General features: G+C 35.0%; 15 protein-coding genes. 13 read left to right on the forward strand and 2 right to left on the reverse strand.

The genetic code is table 11. The features are described 5' to 3' along the window. Positions 1-129: 129 nt before the first annotated feature. Together nlpD and rpoS are read left to right on the forward strand one after the other, a co-directional pair. Entirely contained in the window at positions 130-1,254 is a 1,125-nt protein-coding gene (gene nlpD / locus AACV00_RS13315; protein ID WP_004244344.1) for a murein hydrolase activator NlpD, read from the forward strand. 673 nt (positions 1,255-1,927) lie between these two features. Beyond that, positions 1,928-2,917 (forward strand): RNA polymerase sigma factor RpoS, encoded by a 990-nt coding sequence (gene rpoS, locus AACV00_RS13320; protein ID WP_004244343.1) that lies wholly within the window; start codon positions 1,928-1,930, stop codon positions 2,915-2,917. Positions 2,918-2,982: 65 nt separating this feature from the next. Here rpoS and mutS read toward each other — a convergent pair whose 3' ends face one another. Further along, a complete protein-coding gene (gene mutS, locus AACV00_RS13325; protein ID WP_004250269.1) occupies positions 2,983-5,547 on the reverse strand; it encodes a DNA mismatch repair protein MutS in 2,565 nt (854 codons plus the stop codon). Positions 5,548-5,758: 211 nt separating this feature from the next. After that, positions 5,759-6,196: an acetyltransferase gene (locus AACV00_RS13330; protein ID WP_161680363.1), complete on the reverse strand. Its 438-nt coding sequence runs from the start codon at positions 6,194-6,196 to the stop codon at positions 5,759-5,761. A 418-nt stretch (positions 6,197-6,614) separates the two neighbouring features. On the opposite strand from AACV00_RS13330, the gene licT reads away from it, so the two are divergent. The 11 genes from licT to AACV00_RS13385 all read left to right on the forward strand — a co-directional run bounded on the left by licT (position 6,615) and on the right by AACV00_RS13385 (position 17,778). Further along, a complete protein-coding gene (licT, locus tag AACV00_RS13335) occupies positions 6,615-7,475 on the forward strand; it encodes a BglG family transcription antiterminator LicT (RefSeq protein WP_081213225.1) in 861 nt (286 codons plus the stop codon). A gap of 107 nt (positions 7,476-7,582) precedes the next feature. Further along, positions 7,583-9,472, forward strand: a complete 1,890-nt coding sequence (locus AACV00_RS13340) for a beta-glucoside-specific PTS transporter subunit IIABC (RefSeq protein WP_049213556.1) — start codon at positions 7,583-7,585, stop codon at positions 9,470-9,472. An 83-nt stretch (positions 9,473-9,555) separates the two neighbouring features. Continuing rightward, positions 9,556-10,380 carry a PHP domain-containing protein gene (locus tag AACV00_RS13345; protein WP_004244334.1) on the forward strand — a complete coding sequence of 275 codons (825 nt, stop codon included), beginning with the start codon at positions 9,556-9,558 and terminating at the stop codon, positions 10,378-10,380. A gap of 758 nt (positions 10,381-11,138) precedes the next feature. Beyond that, positions 11,139-11,447: a helix-turn-helix domain-containing protein gene (locus AACV00_RS13350; RefSeq protein ID WP_004244333.1), complete on the forward strand. Its 309-nt coding sequence runs from the start codon at positions 11,139-11,141 to the stop codon at positions 11,445-11,447. 185 nt (positions 11,448-11,632) lie between these two features. Then, positions 11,633-12,184, forward strand: a complete 552-nt coding sequence (locus AACV00_RS13355) for a fimbrial protein (protein ID WP_004244332.1) — start codon at positions 11,633-11,635, stop codon at positions 12,182-12,184. A 59-nt stretch (positions 12,185-12,243) separates the two neighbouring features. Further along, positions 12,244-12,810 (forward strand): fimbrial protein, encoded by a 567-nt coding sequence (locus tag AACV00_RS13360; protein WP_004248677.1) that lies wholly within the window; start codon positions 12,244-12,246, stop codon positions 12,808-12,810. Positions 12,811-12,887: 77 nt separating this feature from the next. Further along, positions 12,888-15,386 carry a PapC/FimD family outer membrane usher protein gene (locus tag AACV00_RS13365; RefSeq protein ID WP_004248675.1) on the forward strand — a complete coding sequence of 833 codons (2,499 nt, stop codon included), beginning with the start codon at positions 12,888-12,890 and terminating at the stop codon, positions 15,384-15,386. 34 nt (positions 15,387-15,420) lie between these two features. After that, positions 15,421-16,131, forward strand: a complete 711-nt coding sequence (locus AACV00_RS13370; protein ID WP_004244325.1) for a fimbrial biogenesis chaperone — start codon at positions 15,421-15,423, stop codon at positions 16,129-16,131. Between the two features lie 23 nt (positions 16,132-16,154). Next, positions 16,155-16,658 carry a hypothetical protein gene (locus tag AACV00_RS13375; protein WP_004248673.1) on the forward strand — a complete coding sequence of 168 codons (504 nt, stop codon included), beginning with the start codon at positions 16,155-16,157 and terminating at the stop codon, positions 16,656-16,658. 15 nt (positions 16,659-16,673) lie between these two features. Beyond that, positions 16,674-17,240: a fimbrial protein gene (locus AACV00_RS13380; protein WP_004244323.1), complete on the forward strand. Its 567-nt coding sequence runs from the start codon at positions 16,674-16,676 to the stop codon at positions 17,238-17,240. Next, entirely contained in the window at positions 17,233-17,778 is a 546-nt protein-coding gene (locus AACV00_RS13385; RefSeq protein ID WP_004244322.1) for a fimbrial protein, read from the forward strand. Before AACV00_RS13380 ends, AACV00_RS13385 begins: the two co-directional genes overlap by 8 nt. Positions 17,779-17,812: the final 34 nt, after the last annotated feature.

A 17,812-nucleotide genomic window follows, 5' to 3' on the forward strand; every position in this document is an offset into this window, starting at 1 on the left:
TTATTACTGCTTTTTTGTAGCTTGTCGTAATCTGCACTAATAAATGAAATATTTTCAAAAAATTGCAGTCTCTTTGTGTTACTCAACAAATTGCTAGACGCTAATGCCTTTTAAAAGGGAGAAGGAAGTATGAATTCAGAAAGCCCAATTAAGCATGTCCGCTGGGCAATCATGTGTTCGGTAATCGGATTTGCATTAACAGGCTGTGCCGACACGCCTTATCGTCCTGCACCGATAACCTCTGTCAATGATAGTTCGTCAAATCGTACCGTTTCTACATCACCTGTTACAACTAACAGTAATGCAGGAGTGGCAACACCTATTGAAAGAGGTTCAACTCCGTTACAAACAACGCCTCCTCCTTCTATTAGAGTGAATAACACAACCGCGCAGCCTCAAAGCCAGCCTCGTACGCAAAATGTTACCCCTCAAAATGTCAATACGGATGGTAGCGGACGCATTGTGTATAACCGTAATTATGACAATATCCCTAAAGGGAATTACAGCGGTAACACTTATACGGTTAAACGTGGCGATACAATGTTTTATATTGCGTGGATCACGGATAGTGATGTAAAAGATTTGGCCTCAATGAACAATATTCCAGAGCCATATAGCTTAAATGTTGGACAAGTACTTAAGATTGGTAACCGTCAAGTTAATACCGGTACCAATACCAATGTAAATACTTCAGTAATTAATAAACCAAGTAGTGAAGGCGTTCAGACGGCACAAACTAAGCCGTCAAATAATAATAGCTCAATGGGGCCGTTGATCACGAAACCAACAACAACGACACCGCCAAAGACAACGACTTCGACACCAACAACTTCGGCAACAACCAGTAATAACACAACGGCAACCTCTAAACCTGCAGCCGCAACAGGTAAATGGGTATGGCCAGCACAAGGTAAAATTATTGAGAGCTACTCAAATGCGCCTGGTGGTAATAAAGGTATTGATATTAGTGGTACACGAGGTTCACCCATTGTGGCAACAGCCGCAGGTAAAGTGGTTTATGCAGGGAGCGCATTACGAGGTTATGGTAATTTAGTTATCATTAAACATAATGATGAATATCTTAGTGCTTATGCTCATAACGATACAATCTTGGTACGTGAACAGCAAAATGTAAATGCAGGACAGCAAATTGCGACCATGGGAAGTACTGGTACTAGTTCTGTTCGATTACACTTTGAGATCCGTTATAAAGAAAAATCACTTAACCCAATGAGCTATTTACCTAAAAGATAAATAAACGCTTAACGTTGTTAGTGAATAATCTGAAAATTAAGCCCTTTTGTTAATATTAACAAAAGGGCTTTTTTAGTTATTAAATTAATTAAAACCTTGAAAATAAATTTCTTTCACTAAGTAAGATTGCTTAGTTGGAACGTAAGCAAAATGAGATATTTCTGTCAAATTATAGATAAGATTAAATTAGACTGTTGATTATCGAACAATGAATGAGTATGCTAAAAAACGTTAGTTAAAAGTATGAATAAAAATCTAATGTATTCAAAGATAGTGTATTGAATTAACTTATTGTTTTTATTATAGGTTTGTTTTTTGTCTTATCTTTAGAATAATATATATTATTGAATATTATTTTATTATTGCGGATTTTTGTTTATCTTTTTTTTGATGTACATTGTCACATATTGCTTGTTAAACAGTGAATATACGTATAGATAAATATACGTAAAATAATAATAATTGCTGTTAATAACTAATACTTATAGTTAATAAATATATTGAATAAACTATAAAGTAAATTAACAGTAAAACAGATTATGTTATTTTTTATTTTGTAATTCGTTACAAGGGAAAATCAGTAAACCCGTTGTGTCGTGACACAGCGATAAACTGGTAAATCGATCTCATTAAGAGCGTCGTTTACCTAAATTATCAAGGGTAGGAGCAGCTGATGAGCCAAAGTACGCTAAGAGTAGACGAGTTATATACTGATGATATTGATGAGAACATGGAAGAGTTCGATGAAGCAGCCGCAACAAAAGAGGCTGAAAATGAATCTGACGCTCAAGATGAAATTGAACTCATTGAAGGAGTCAATCAGCGTGCGTTAGATGCAACTCAGCTCTATTTAGGAGAAATTGGCTATTCTCCATTGTTGAGTGCTGAAGAAGAAGTATTCTTTGCTCGTAGAGCGTTACGAGGTGATATCCCGTCAAGACAACGGATGATAGAGAGTAATCTACGTTTAGTTGTTAAAATATCTCGCCGTTATACGAACCGAGGGTTAGCTCTTCTTGACTTAATTGAAGAAGGTAATTTAGGCCTTATTCGTGCTGTTGAAAAGTTTGATCCTGAAAAAGGGTTTCGTTTTTCAACCTATGCCACATGGTGGATACGTCAAACTATTGAACGTGCCATTATGAACCAAACCCGCACTATTCGTCTCCCCATTCATATCGTTAAAGAACTCAATGTCTATTTAAGAACCGCAAGAGAATTAGCACATAAGCTTGATCATGAGCCAAGTGTTGAAGAAATTGCGCAAACGCTGGATAAACCGGTCGATGATGTCAGCAAAATGCTACGTTTAAATGAACGTATTTCTTCTGTTGATACACCGATTGGTGGGGATTCAGATAAAGCCTTACTAGATATTATTTCAGACGAAAATGAAGAAGGGCCAGAAGCAACCATTCAAAATAATAACCTCAAGGAAAATATCGTAAAATGGTTATTTGAATTAAATCCAAAACAGCGCGAAGTATTAGCGCGTCGCTTTGGATTACTGGGTTACGAGGCTGAAACATTAGAAGATGTTGGTCGAGAAATTGGTTTGACAAGAGAGCGGGTTCGTCAAATCCAAGTTGAGGGATTACGTCGTTTAAAAGATATTCTGCAAGGGCAAGGATTATGCATAGAGGCACTTTTTAAGATGAACTAGTTGCTTTAGGTGCCCAATGCGTTATCAAGCCGATTAGTTAAATTAACTAATCGGCTTTTCTTTTGTTATTTATTTAGCTCTTTTAAGTGATAGAGCAATTCCAACGCTTGTTTTGGTGTTAATGAATCCGGATCAATTTTATTTAATGCTAATTCAACTTCAGAAGGCTCAATATCTGCTAATAACATTAGTTGTGACGTTTCTACATGGCTTGCCCCTGAATGACCAGATAGGGTTTCCAGCTCTTTTAATTTCTGCTTTGCACGGCGGATCACCTCTTTTGGCACACCGGCTAATGCCGCAACCGCTAAACCATAACTTTTACTGGCAGCACCTTCTTGAACACTGTGCATAAAGGCAATAGTCTCACCATGCTCTACCGCATCTAAGTGAATATTGGCAGTGCCTTCTAGTTTTTCTGGCAGTGTCGTTAATTCAAAATAGTGTGTGGCAAAGAGTGTCATCGCTTTAATGCGATTCGCTAAATTTTCGGCACAAGCCCAAGCGAGAGAAAGCCCATCATAAGTAGAAGTGCCTCGGCCAATTTCATCCATTAACACTAAACTGTTTTCAGTGGCATTATGAAGAATATTTGCGGTTTCTGTCATTTCCACCATAAATGTTGAACGACCCGAAGCCAGATCGTCAGAAGCACCCACGCGGGTAAAAATACGATCAATTGGGCCTATTACCGCTTTTTCTGCGGGCACAAAACTACCAATATAAGCCAGTAGAGTAATTAATGCCGCTTGACGCATATAGGTACTTTTACCGCCCATATTAGGGCCGGTAATAATGAGTAGACGGCGTTGAGGCGCGAGTTGTAGAGGGTTTGAGATAAATGGCTCACTCAGTACTTGTTCTACAACAGGGTGACGTCCACCAGTGATTTGAATACCTGTTTTTTCTGTTAATTCAGGGCGTGTATAATTGAGTGATTCTGCACGCTCAGCGAGATTAGCCAGAACATCGGTTTCAGCTAACGCTTCAGCACTGGTTTGTAAGGCGGTTAGATGAGGTAATAGTTTTTCGAAAAGCTCTTCGTAGAGCATTTTTTCAATTGCTAATGCTTTACCTTTAGAGGTTAATACCTTGTCTTCATACTCTTTTAGTTCAGGAATAATATAGCGTTCAGCATTTTTCAGTGTTTGACGACGCACATAGTGCATTGGAACTAAATTGCTTTGGCCGCGACTGACTTGTATGTAGTAACCATGAACCCCATTAAAGCCAACCTTTAAGGTATCAATACCCCATTTTTCACGTTCACGAACTTCAAGCTTTTCAAGATAGTCACTCGCACCGTCAGCCAGTGCTCGCCATTCATCTAATTCTGCATTATAACCAGAGGCTATCACCCCCCCATCGCGTACTAATACGGGTGGTGTTTCAACAATGGCATTTTCCAGTAATTCACGCAACTCATCAAACTGGCTGATACGCTGCTGTAATTCTTTAATATAGGGCATATCCGCCTGATCAAGCACTTGGTGGATATCTTGATATTGTTGAAAGGCATGGCGCATACGTGATAAGTCACGAGGACGAGCGGATCGCAATGCTAAACGAGCAAGTACCCGCTCTAAATCACCCACCTGACGTAAAAAAGGCTGTAATTCAAAATAGAGGGGTTGTAAGGCGCTAATGGCATCTTGGCGTTTAATTAATTGTTCACGCTGGCGTAAAGGGGTGTGTATCCAACGTTTGAGCATACGGCTTCCCATTGGGGTCACGCACAGATCAAGTACAGATGCCAAGGTGTTATCACAACCGCCAGCAAGATTTTGGGTTAATTCTAAATTACGGCGAGTGGCTGCATCTAAGATAATGGTATCTTGTGGACGCTCCATGGTAATGCTACGAATATGAGGCAACGCAGTGCGTTGCGTATCTTTAACATATTGTAATAAGCAACCTGCGGCACAAAGTGCAAGTCGGGCATTTTCAACACCAAATCCAGTTAAATCACGGGTTCCAAACTGTAAATTAAGTTGCTGTTTGGCGGTCTCACACTCAAATTCCCAAATTGGACGTCGGCGTAAACCTTGCTGACGCTCAATTAATGCCATTGACTCAAAGGTTTCTGGATAGAGTAGTTCTGCAGGGTGAGTGCGTTGCAGCTCGGCAGCCATACTTTCGCTATCCGGCATTTCAGTGACCCGAAAACGTCCAGAGGTAATATCTAAAGTGGCATAACCAAAAGCGCCATTTTTATCTTGCCAGATAGCGGCTAATAGATTGTCTTGGCGCTCTTCAAGTAGCGCTTCGTCCGTAACGGTGCCCGGTGTGACAATACGGATCACTTTACGCTCAACAGGGCCTTTGCTGGTGGCCGGATCACCAATTTGTTCACAGATGGCAACGGATTCCCCCAATTGCACTAATTTAGCCAGATAATTTTCAACCGCATGATGAGGAACGCCAGCCATAGGAATAGGTTGACCTGCCGACTGACCTCGTTTTGTTAATGAAATATCTAATAAGCGTGAGGCTTTTTTAGCATCATCAAAAAACAGTTCATAAAAGTCACCCATACGATAAAACAGTAAGATTTCTGGGTGCTCTGCCTTAAGCTTAAGATACTGCTGCATCATGGGGGTGTGGGATTCGAAATTTTGGCTGTCAGTCATGGTGTCGTCTTTCTTAACGTATTGAAGTTTATCTCGTTTGTGAGTATTGGTTGTTAAACTCTATCTGGTTTTATTTCACAAACATAATACGGCATCATACCATAAGGTTTCAGTGTGTTGCTTTAATCATCTAAATATCTTTGCCAATAAAAGTATGATTGATGGCTTATTTTTTTGGAAAAATAATAATAGTTATATCTTCTTATATGTCTTACTTAGCTCTACTTAGATGCAATAATGGGTACGCTCTTCCTTGATTATCCAACTCCGAACGTCCAGATATTTGAAAGCCCATATGCTGATAAAAACCGACGGCTTGCTGATTTTGTTCATTGACATCAACGCTTAAATTAGGATGAAGAGCTAATGCGTGTGATATTAACTGTTTTCCGATACCTAACCCGCGAGCCGATGCATCGATAAAAAGCGCCTCTAGATGACCGTCATGTAAAAACATAAAGCCGAGTGGGCGATCTTCTTGATTAGTAGCAACCCATACCGGTGTTTCGGAAAAAAAACCGATAACTTCTTTTTCAATCTCTTGGCGATCGTTAGCTGTCAGAAAGTCATGTGTAGCATCGACTGAATTTTTCCAGATTTGTATGATTTCTGGTGCTTCTGAGGTGCGTGATATTCTAATTTTTAACATTTTTTACCTTTAGATAGACCTATTATATTAAAATAAACTTATACTAATGATATTAATGTCATTTTTTCTGATAAAAAAGTTATTTTTAAGTGTTGGAGCTAATCTAGAGGATATTTATTTTTTATAAAATATTATCATATGGTTATAAATTAAAATATAAAGCCATCAGCCGGTATCGTTCTTACCTTAAACAATCCCTTTTTTAATAAGTCGGATAAATATGTGATCTATTACTAACTTTACTGTGCTAAGTTTGACGATATAAATATCCCATGTTAACGTCCTAGTAAACGTAGGGATTGTAATAGTACCTAGCTTACTACACAAAACCCATTTGTAGATGAAAAGTATTTTTTTGTCTACAAATGGGTTTTTGCGTTTTTAAGCCTTAATAAAAGAAAATTTTTGAGCATGCCAGATGAACATGAAAATTAAAAAAATATTAAATAACAGTGTTGTGATCTCTCTGGATGAAGCAGAAAAAGAAATTATCGTCATGGGAAAAGGGATTGCCTACGCCAAAAAAGTAGGTGATGAGATAACATCTGAACAAATAACCAAAAAATTTATCTTAAGCCCTAAAAATTGTCCGCAGAGAGTGCTCGATCTTTTATCGAATATTACGTTAGATTACGTAGAAATTGCGGACAATATTATTCAGTATGCAAAAGAAAAAATGACCTTAGATACACAAGATAGTATCTATATTGCATTGATCGACCATATTCAAGCCAGCATTGAACGGTATAAAGAAGGGACTTTTATAAGAAATAAAATATTGTGGGAGATAAAAAATTTTTATAGTGAAGAGTTTGATATTGGTCTTTATGGCTTAAAATTAATTAATGATAGATTTAACATTTCAATGCCAGAAGATGAAGCAGGATTTATTGCATTACATATCGCCAGTATTAGAACAAACGATAATATTCAGCAAACCTACAAAGTGACCCACTTTATCCAAAGCATTACTAATATAGTCAAATATTATTTAAATATAGAGTACGACATAGGATCGTTAAATTATCGTCGTTTTGTGACACATCTTCGCTATTTCTCCATCCGATTATTTTCACAACCTGAAAATGATCATGAACCTTTAGAAAATGAGTTACTCGATATAATAAAAAACAAATACCATCAACCTTATATGTGTTGTTTGAAAATAAGTAAATTTATTAAAGATAAATATAATTGCACCTTAGATGACAATGAAATTTTATATCTAATAATCCATATTGCAAAAATTGCAGAGGATAATAAAAAGATGAATAAATAAAAAATATGCCGTAATAATAAATCATTTAAATTTAGTTGGTTAGGCGATAACCAACTCTATCCATATATCTTTAATTTATTTTTACAGAATAAATAAAAGGCAATGCTATGAATTATAAAGAATTTGCAAAACAAATTCTCGCTATTGTTGGTGGCGAGGATAATATAAAGTCATTAGTACACTGCTCCACTCGATTACGTTTTACATTACATAATGAAGATAAAATTGATCCTTCAAAAGCCAAAGCAAATAGTAAAATATTATCTGATGTGATGAAGGGAGGACAATATCAACTGGTTATCGGTAATGATGTTGATAAAGTATTTAATGAACTAACAAAAATGATAAAAACAAATAATACTCCTCATGATAATAATAAAGACCAGAAGAAACAGTCTATCGTAAATAAAGTATTATCAGCAATTACTGGCTCTATCGCTCCGGTTATCCCTCTGTTAGCGGGTGCCGGTATGGGGAAAGTGTTACTTATTGTATTAACGATGCTAGGTTGGTTGGATAAAAGTGACCAAACCTATTATATCCTTAACTTTATCTTTAATACGGCCTTCTATTTTATGCCGGTATTTATTGGTTTCTCGGCGGCGAAAATATTTAATTGTAACCAATATTTAGCTGCAATGGTCTGTTTGGCGATGGTCAGTCCTGAATGGACAAGCTTAGTTAAAGCCGGTGAGCCTGTCGAGTTTATGCATATTCCTGTCGCTTTGGTTAAATATTCATCTCAACTGATCCCTGCTTTAATTACTGTTTGGATGATGTCTTATATAGAACGCTTTATTGTTCGTATTGTGCCAGAAATGGTTAAAGTATTTATGGTGCCTTTATTGGTGATTTTAGTTTCGACACCTATTGCGTTGATTGCGGTCGGTCCTGTCACTTCATGGTTCGCTCAATTAATTGCTGATGGGGTGATCTTAATCCAAGAGCACACCGGTTTTATTGCTATTCCATTATTAGTGGCTATTTATCCATGGTTAGTATCTATTGGTATGCATAAAGCACTTAGTCCTGTCAGTATTATGTTAGTGGAGCAAAAAGGTTTTGACCCGATTATTCGTGTTATGGCGCTATGCTCCAACATGTCTCAGGCTGCTGCTTCTTTAGCTGTTTCTGTGCGTACTAAAAACAAAACCTTAAAACAATTAGCTTTTTCTGCCAGTATTACCGCCTTTTTTGGTGGTATAACTGAACCCGCTATGTATGGTGTGAACCTCAAACTGAAAAAACCAATGTACGCTTGTATGATTGGTGGTGCTATTGCAGGATTATTTGCTGGTATTGTTAAGTTAAAAGCGTTTGTCTATGTCACTCCGGGGTTATTAAGTTTACCAATGTGGATATCTGATACAGATAACCAAGTAGTAAATGCAATAATCACCTTATTGATTGCCAGTGTAGCCACTTTTATTGCAACGCTTATTATTGGTTTTGATGATCCTACTGACGATCCAATCCGTGACGAAGAAGAAAATAATAAACAAGCTGCATCAACCAACAAAAAACCACAAATAGCGAATAGTAAATTACCTGTTGGGTTAATTTCACCTCTGCAAGGTAAAACGGTTGCACTTTCAGAGGTTAATGATGAAACATTTGCCTCTGGCATTATGGGACCTGGCATGGCAATTATCCCCACAACAGGAAAAGTGATTGCACCTGCAGATGGCGTTGTTGATATTACCTTTTCTTCTGGTCATGCGATTGGCTTAACACTGGTTAACAATATTGAAATGCTGATCCATGTGGGGATTGATACCGTTAACTTAGCGGGACAGCACTTCACATGCTGTGTCGTTAAAGGTCAGAAGGTGACAAAAGGTGATACGCTAATTGAATTTGATTTAGATGCGATAATAGCCGCAGGCTATGATCCAACAACGATGATCATCATTACTAATGATGATCATAAGCTAGACGTTGTTCAGACCGATAAAAAACATGTCGACCAAAATACAGTTTTACTAACCGTGGGTTAAAACAATATGAATAACAAGCTTATGGTAACTAACGATTATTGCGCGACTATTTTTAATGGAAGAATTAACAGAGGTACTTCTTCATGATCTATGCTGATTTACATGTTCACACAAACCATAGTGATGGTGTTTGTGAAATAAAAGATGTCCTTGAAAATGCATTTAGAAACGGCATTAAGACTATTGCGATCACCGATCACGATACTACCAATCATTACGACGAAATTTACCGAGAAGGGGAGCGTCTTGGATTAAATATCGTCAAAGGTGTTGAAATGAGTTGTTATGACTTTGACGTTTATAAAAAAGTCCATGTAGTGGGACTTTGGCTTAACGAAAAAACGCCCAACGTTGACAAGCTGTGTGATAACACTCTCAACTGTCGTGATCAGTTTCACCGAGAATTAATATTATCTCTCAATCAACAAGGCTACGATATTTGTTATGAAGATGCGAAAAAGTTCTCAAAATATAATATCGTTTTTAAAATGAATATATTCCAAGCATTGAGAGAAAAATATCCAGAGGAAATGACCAAAGAGCGTTATAAACAACTTTTTGGCTCTAAAACAAAAATAGAAACAGACTTAAAAATGGGGTATATCCCTGTTGATGAAGGAATTGCTGCTATCTTACAAGACGGTGGTATTCCTATACTTGCTCACCCATGTGTCTATGACAACTATGATGAAATAGAAAAATATGTCCAGTTTGGATTGAAAGGATTAGAAATAAGTCATTCTAGAATGAAACCTATCGACTATGAACTGACCCAAAACTATGCTAATAAATTTGGTTTGCTAAAAAGTGGCGGTAGTGACTTCCATGATCCTGCGTTACTTAAATTTGGCGATTTTGGCCTAAATCAAACACAATTTGAGACCTTAAAAAAGGACGCAAATAAATAAGTAATGATCTGACTTGATATAATGAAACGATTAAACGCCCAGATGGTTTATTGGGCGTTATCTTTAAGCCCCCATATTGTCTTTTCTCACATTATCCAACCCATTTTACATCTTCTTTTTCTGCTTGGTCGTCTGATTTTTAATCGACATTGTCAGTAAACCCTGTTACTAATCTTATTTTTGAGATAGACACCAGCTATTTTTATATCTGAATTAGTATGATTTTAAAAAAATTGATTTGCGAATTTGAGCAAAACCGATTTTTCTCATCATAATTTTTACCCACTTTGATGGGGATATCTAATCAATATAGCCGTGTTATTTTAAGCAAAATGAACGTTGTAATTATTAAAAAAACATCAATTACTTAATTTTATCTTATTGAGATGCTCTTTTTTTGATTGTAAATATATCGCAAAAATTAAAGCAAACTAAATTAATTTAACTTAAGTGAAAATAATTAACACGTAGTGCGTGTAAAATTGCATTTATTAACGAATTTAGACTAAGTAATTTTACTATTGAATTTATTCATTTTTTTCTACATGCATGAAACAAAAAATAGATAAATATTTAACAAACAATAGTTGTAAACTATCGTATTTTGATTATCTATCGTTTTAAACATGTTTACATAAATTGATAAGCAAACTATTGTCTCTGCAAATCAGATGTAAATCGTATTTTAAATTTTTCTATTTAAATTTATTAATGAGAATAAAGTAAGTGGTAATTTACATATACGAAGGTGGCTTTTCATGAATATCGATAAGAATAGAGGATCTGATTCTTTATTATTAAGGAAGAATATTGGAAATTTTATTAGAGAATCTCGTATACGTAAATCTCTAACAGGAGCCCAATTAGGCGAATTACTTGATGTGAGTCAGCAACAAATATCAAGATATGAAAATGGAATAACAAGTATCAATATTGAAACATTAGATATGATATTAAAATTATTGGATGCTGACTGGTCTGAGTTTTATCGAAAAGTTCTTGTCGTAGATATTATAAAACATAAATTAAAAAATAGTGATTCGTTTCCATTCTATTTGCGTGTTTAGATGATTTATATCATCTGTACAAATACAGTTTAAATTTTATATAAAAATTTAAATAGTCATAAGTTTTTAAAAGTAATGGAAGTAACAATATCATCTCTGGATGGGATGAGGATAATGTGTGTAACTATATATCATAGTTAATTTTTTAACGCTTTAATTCCTACGTTAAATATAAAGGTAAAAATATGAAATTGAATAAATTAGCGATGTTCGCTATTGCATCAATGGCTTTTTCTGCGACTGTTGCTCAAGCAGCTTCAGGTGATGGTACTATTACTTTCACTGGTAAAGTTATTGATGCACCTTGTGGTATTGCTACCGAAAGTGCTAACCAAGCTATCGATTTTGGTCAAATCAGCAAAAGCCTATTAGAGAAAGATGGTATTTCTCAAGTTAAACAAATCCCAATTAAATTAGTTAATTGTGATTTAACTAAAGCCGGTTCTGATACTGGTGCTGCTGGTTCTTATAAAGGCGTAAAAGTAACCTTTAATGGAAATACTATTACTGGTGCAACAGAAGAATTAGCAACAACTGGTAATACAGGGACTGCTATTGTTATTTCAGGAACGACAACTGGTTCAATGGTTAAATTCAATGAAGCAGGTGAATTACAAGCACTGGGTAATAATGATAATACGCTGATGTATACAGCTTGGGCTAAGAAAGCAACAAACGGAACAATTGCTGAAGGTGAGTTTAACGCTACAACAAACTTCACATTAGCCTATGAATAAAACATATTAAATTTAACGAGAGCAGTTAATCTGCTCTCGATTATTTAAGGCCAAAATCTATGTTTAAAAAAATCATAATATTATTATTTTTCACTAAAATCTTTTCAACATATGCAAGCGGAGCTGTATTGGATAAATATATCCCATCAGATAAAGTTTGGTGGCAAGGAACAGCAAAGTTTTTAGGAAAAGTAATTTCGCCTGCTTGCACATTAGATATGGATAGTAAATACCAATTGGTTGATCTAGGTACTATACCTGTTAATAAAATGAACAATAATGATGATTTGTTAGCGAGTAAAAAAATAAAAATAAAATTATCTGATTGCCAATTTATTAATAAGACTAAAAATATCGATAAAGTGAAAGGCGTTACTTTAACATTTTATTCAGATGTTAGTGGATCTAAAGCTGATTTATTTTCATTTAATAACAGTGATGAAGTCTATTTTAAAATAATAGATGAATATGGATATAGCGCTAATTCTGGAGAGTCATTACCATTAATATATGTTGATGGGGATAATACATATCTATATTACAAAATAGACGTTGTAAAAAAGTTGGATGTAATTACTCCTGGTGATTATTATGCAAGCGTTTTATTCAAAATAAATTATGAATGATTAGCTGCTTTCAACTTCTCATTAAAACTTTAAGACTTAAATAATTAAGGTTATTAGCCAATATGAACAGAGAGAATATGAGTGGAAGATCTACAAGCATTTTGGCAACTATATTATTTATAATTTATTCTCAAAATGTATATTCTGTAGAGTTTAACTTAGATGTTGTTGACTCTAAATCTAAAGATAATATTAACTTTGCTAGGTTTAGTGAAGCCGGTTATATTTTACCGGGTAAATATCAGCTAAACTTAGTACTTAATGGACAAGGGATCGGTTCATCAACATATACTGTTAACGTATTAGAAAGAGAAAACAAATCTCAAGATGAAAATAAAAAACTGTTATCTCAAGCCTGTTTAACAGGTGATATTATTTCATCTTTAGGATTAAAGGAAAAAATAGAAAATAATCTACCAACATGGAATGATGGAAAATGTATTGACTTATTAAGCCTAGATGGTGTTGAAGTTACAACAAAATTAAATGAAGGTATATTATCAATTAAAATACCTCAAATATGGCTTGAGTATACAAGTGCTACTTGGTTACCACCATCTCGCTGGGATGATGGGATCTCAGGTTTGATCCTTGATTATAATATTAACACCAATGTTAATATCCCTCATGAAGGAAGCAATACGCAAAGTATTTATTACAATGGTACTGTTGGTTATAACTTCGGTAGCTGGCGTATTCGTTCTGATTATCAAGGGAATTATAATCGAACCTCTGGTGATGCGGAAAACAATAAAGATTTATTAAATTTTACTCGAGTTTATGGATATCGCGCGATCCGCAGTTTAAAGTCTAACCTAACCATCGGTGAAAACTTTATAAACTCCAATATATTTAATTCCTGGCGTTATACGGGGATTAGTTTAGAAAGTGATGATCGGATGCTCTCTCCTCAACTAAGGGGATATGCACCACAAGTTACAGGGATCGCTGAAACTAACGCAAGGGTAGTTGTTAAGCATCAAGGACGTATTCTTTACGATTCAACAGTACCCGCAGGTCCATTTGCCATTCAAGATTTAGACAGTTCGGTGCGTGGTAAATTGGATGTTGAGATTATTGAGCAAAATGGAAAGACGAATAAATTTCAAATTGATACAGCCTATGTTCCTTATTTAACAAGACCGGGACAAGTTCGTTATAAGGTTGTTGCAGGACGCTCTAGAGATAAATTACATAATACAGAAGGACCTATATTTGGTACGACTGAAGCTGCTTTTGGTTTAAGTAATGCTTGGACTATGTATGGTGGTACCATTTTCGCCGGTGATTATAATAGTGTAGCACTTGGGGTTGGGCGCGATATGTTCGCTTTCGGTGCGGTATCTGCCGATATTACACAATCTTATGCACGATTACCTGATCGTGGCACTATGCAAGGTAAGTCATGGCGAGTCAGTTACTCTAAACGTTTTGATAATTTGGATGCGGATGTAACCTTCGCTGGATACCGATTTAATGAACGTAATTATATGACGATGCAAAATTATTTAGATGCACGTTATCGTGATGATTTTACTGGAAAAGAGAAAGAACTCTATACAGTAACCTTTAATAAAGGTCTTTCTGAATATAACACATCAATTGGGGTGCAATATAATCATCAGACATATTGGGATCAAAGTAATTCCGATTATTATTCTATTAACTTAAATAAATATATGGATGTTTTTGCAGTTAAAAATATTTCATTAAATTTATCTGCATCGAGATCTAAATACTATGGCAAAGATAATGATGTCTTCTTTGCAAGAGTCAGTATTCCATTAGAGAATAATAGAGGATTTATAAATTATGATGGCTCAAGAAATTCGGGGAACTATACGCATAATATAGGGTACTTTAATACCACTGAAGATAACTTAGCTAATTATAATTTAAATGTTTCAACGACATATGGCGATGATATGGATAGTAGTTCAAGCTTCTCTGGCTATTATGGACGCTATACTTCAATCGCTAATATTAATGCGAATGCTACTATCTCAAATAAAAATACCTCATCATTTGGTTTTTCTGCTAATGGGGGCTTAACGATTACCGCTAAAGGAGCAGCACTTCACCCAGATGGATTTAATGGTGGTACTCGCTTATTAGTTGATACTGAAGGTGTTGCAGGAGTACCAGTCGATGGTGGCCGTGTAACAACCAATAATTGGGGTTATGGTGTTGTTACCGATATTAATAGTTATTATCGCAATGAAACAACGATCGATTTAACTAAATTACCTAATAATATAGAAGCGACACAGGCGATTGTAGAATCTTCATTAACTGAAGGTGCTATTGGTTATAGAAAATTTGAAGTGTTAAAAGGTGAGAAGGCCTTTGCAATAATTAGGTTAGCTGATAACTCTTATCCACCATTTGGTTCAATAATTAGTAATGCTAAAGGGCGAGAGCTAGGAATAATTAGTGATGATGGTTTTGCTTGGCTAACAGGTATTAACCCAAATGAAGAAATTAGAGTATCTTGGGGAGCTGAACAACAATGTGTCGCTAAACTTCCAAATAAAATAGAACCGAGTAATAAGATATTATTATTGTGTGAAAAATAAATATCGGTAATTAATAAACGACAAAGGTCTTGAAATGAAAAAAATATCATTTTTATTATTAGGATTAATGGTTACATCAAACTCCTATGCAGCAATTTCTTTAGATAGAACAAGAGCTATATACGAAGGTGGGTCAAATGCATTAGTTATTAATATTACTAATGATAATAAACAATTACCTTATTTAGCCCAAACATGGATTGAAAATGATAAGAATGAAAAAATTGAGCTAGGGCCATTAATTGCCACACCATTAGTTCAGCGATTAGAGCCTGGTGATAAAGCGTTAATTAAAGTATCTGCGACACCAGATATTGAAAAGTTACCTAACGATAGAGAAACATTATTTTATTTTAATGTTAGAGAAGTTCCACCTAAAGCTGAAGACAATAATGTATTACAAATTGCCTTACATACAAAAATAAAATTGTTTTATAGACCGAAACAAATATTGAGAGAGCCAAATGCTATTTGGCAAGATCAATTAGTTTTAAATAAGCTATCTGACGGTTATGAAATAGAGAATCCAACACCTTATTACGTCACTGTATTCGGTATTGGTGGTTCAAAGAAAGAAGCGGTTGATTCTGAGTTTAATGCAGTCATGATTGCCCCTAAATCATCACAAAGGGTTAATAGTAAAGTGTACTCAACGCCATACTTATCTTATATAAATGATTATGGTGGAAGACCGACAATTAAATTTCAATGTCAAGCTAATCGTTGTGTAGCAGAGAAAAAATAAAAACTGATTTTGGAGATAGAAAGGTGAAGAATAGAAAATTTATTTTTATGTTGATGCTTTACATTAATGGCCTTTTTATTTCTCAAATTGGCTTTGCAGAACCTGTTGCTCGAGATAAATCATTCTTTAATATTAATAGAGCAAAAATTGATTTTTATAATCAAAATGAAAAAAATCAACATGGTTTTATATATATAAAAGGCTCATTTTTAAATGCTCCTTGTGAGCTTATTTCGAATGAAATTAGTTTAAAAGAGCTATACATAAAAGATATTGATGTCGTTATTGGTGGTTGTAATATTTATAGTGATTTTAAAAACAGCTCAAATAGTAAACCTGCGTTTACTAGTGTGTTAAGTTTCACAAATAAAATCAACGATAACGTAGAAAATATTGATATAAGAATGAATAGATTAAAGCATTATAAAGATAATGTTATTTTGAATTACCTCTTTTCAGATGAAATAAAGAGAAATATTCTTGACCGGAAGTTAAATATATTAACTCTTAAATTGCAGTATAATTAATTTAAGGTAGATCATATGGTTATTTATTTTTATAGAGAATGGGTAAAAATATTATTTTTTATGCTTATTTTTTTACCTGTTGCAAATGCGGCTACAACAATGAATTTTGATGGTACTTTGATTGATACGCCATGTAGAATTGATCAGCCAAGTTTAAATCAAAATGTGGTTTTTTTAAATAGCACACCAAGGGATTATTGGAAATATCCTGCGGTTAGACCTGCAGAAAAATTTACCATTAAACTGATCCAATGTGATGCAAAATCGTTATGGAAATCAGTGAAAATTAAATTTAATGGGCAGCCAGAGCCAGAGATGGGGGCTGAACAACAAAAGTACCTTACACTTTCTTCTGGCGTTAATAAAAGTAAGTTAGCCATTGGATTAATTGATATAGATGGAAACCAACGTATTACTTTAGGTGAAAACCATAACGGTGGAAATGGAACTCAACTTAACGATGGCACGATGTTGCTAACCTTTAATGCATTTGTTGAAGCGACACCAAAAGCAATACAGGAAAAAAGTGTTGTACCTGGAGTTTATAATGCCACGGTAGAATTTGAGGTTTCTTATGAATAAAAGTAAATATTTTATACTGCCTATTTTTTTATATTTACTATCAGGAACTGCACGGGCAGTTGATATAAATATAGCTATTACAGGCGCTATTTATGTTCCACCTTGTGTTGTTAATAATAATATCCCTATACAGTTTTCTTTTAATCAAATAATGACTTATAAAGTCGATGGTCAAACAAGCGCTATCACAAAAAATATTCCTATTACATGTACTTATTTTAAGGGCTCACCTTACGTCAAAGTATCTGGCATTCAGTTAGCTGGAGCGCCTGATAATGTGCTTAAAGTTTCCGCAGATAGCGTGAATTCAAATCGATTTGGCCTTGCCTTATATCAAGGAGAGAGTGTTGATGAGAATAATCCTTTGCGTTTGAATGGTTCAGCCCCTCGAGGTTATGCCATTACAAAAGGTTTTTCTAATACAGGGCAAGACAGGAGCCAATTTACTATTACTGCTGTTCCTTTTAAAACAGGTACTGCTGATTTATCTCCTGGAAATTTTACGGCCTCCGCATCATTAAGCATTGTTTATAACTAAACCTAAAACAGAGTCAATGATAAGTATCAGAGAC

Origin of the sequence: Proteus sp. G3927 (genome assembly GCF_963894685.1) — a bacterium.
GTDB classification, from domain to species: domain Bacteria; phylum Pseudomonadota; class Gammaproteobacteria; order Enterobacterales; family Enterobacteriaceae; genus Proteus; species Proteus mirabilis.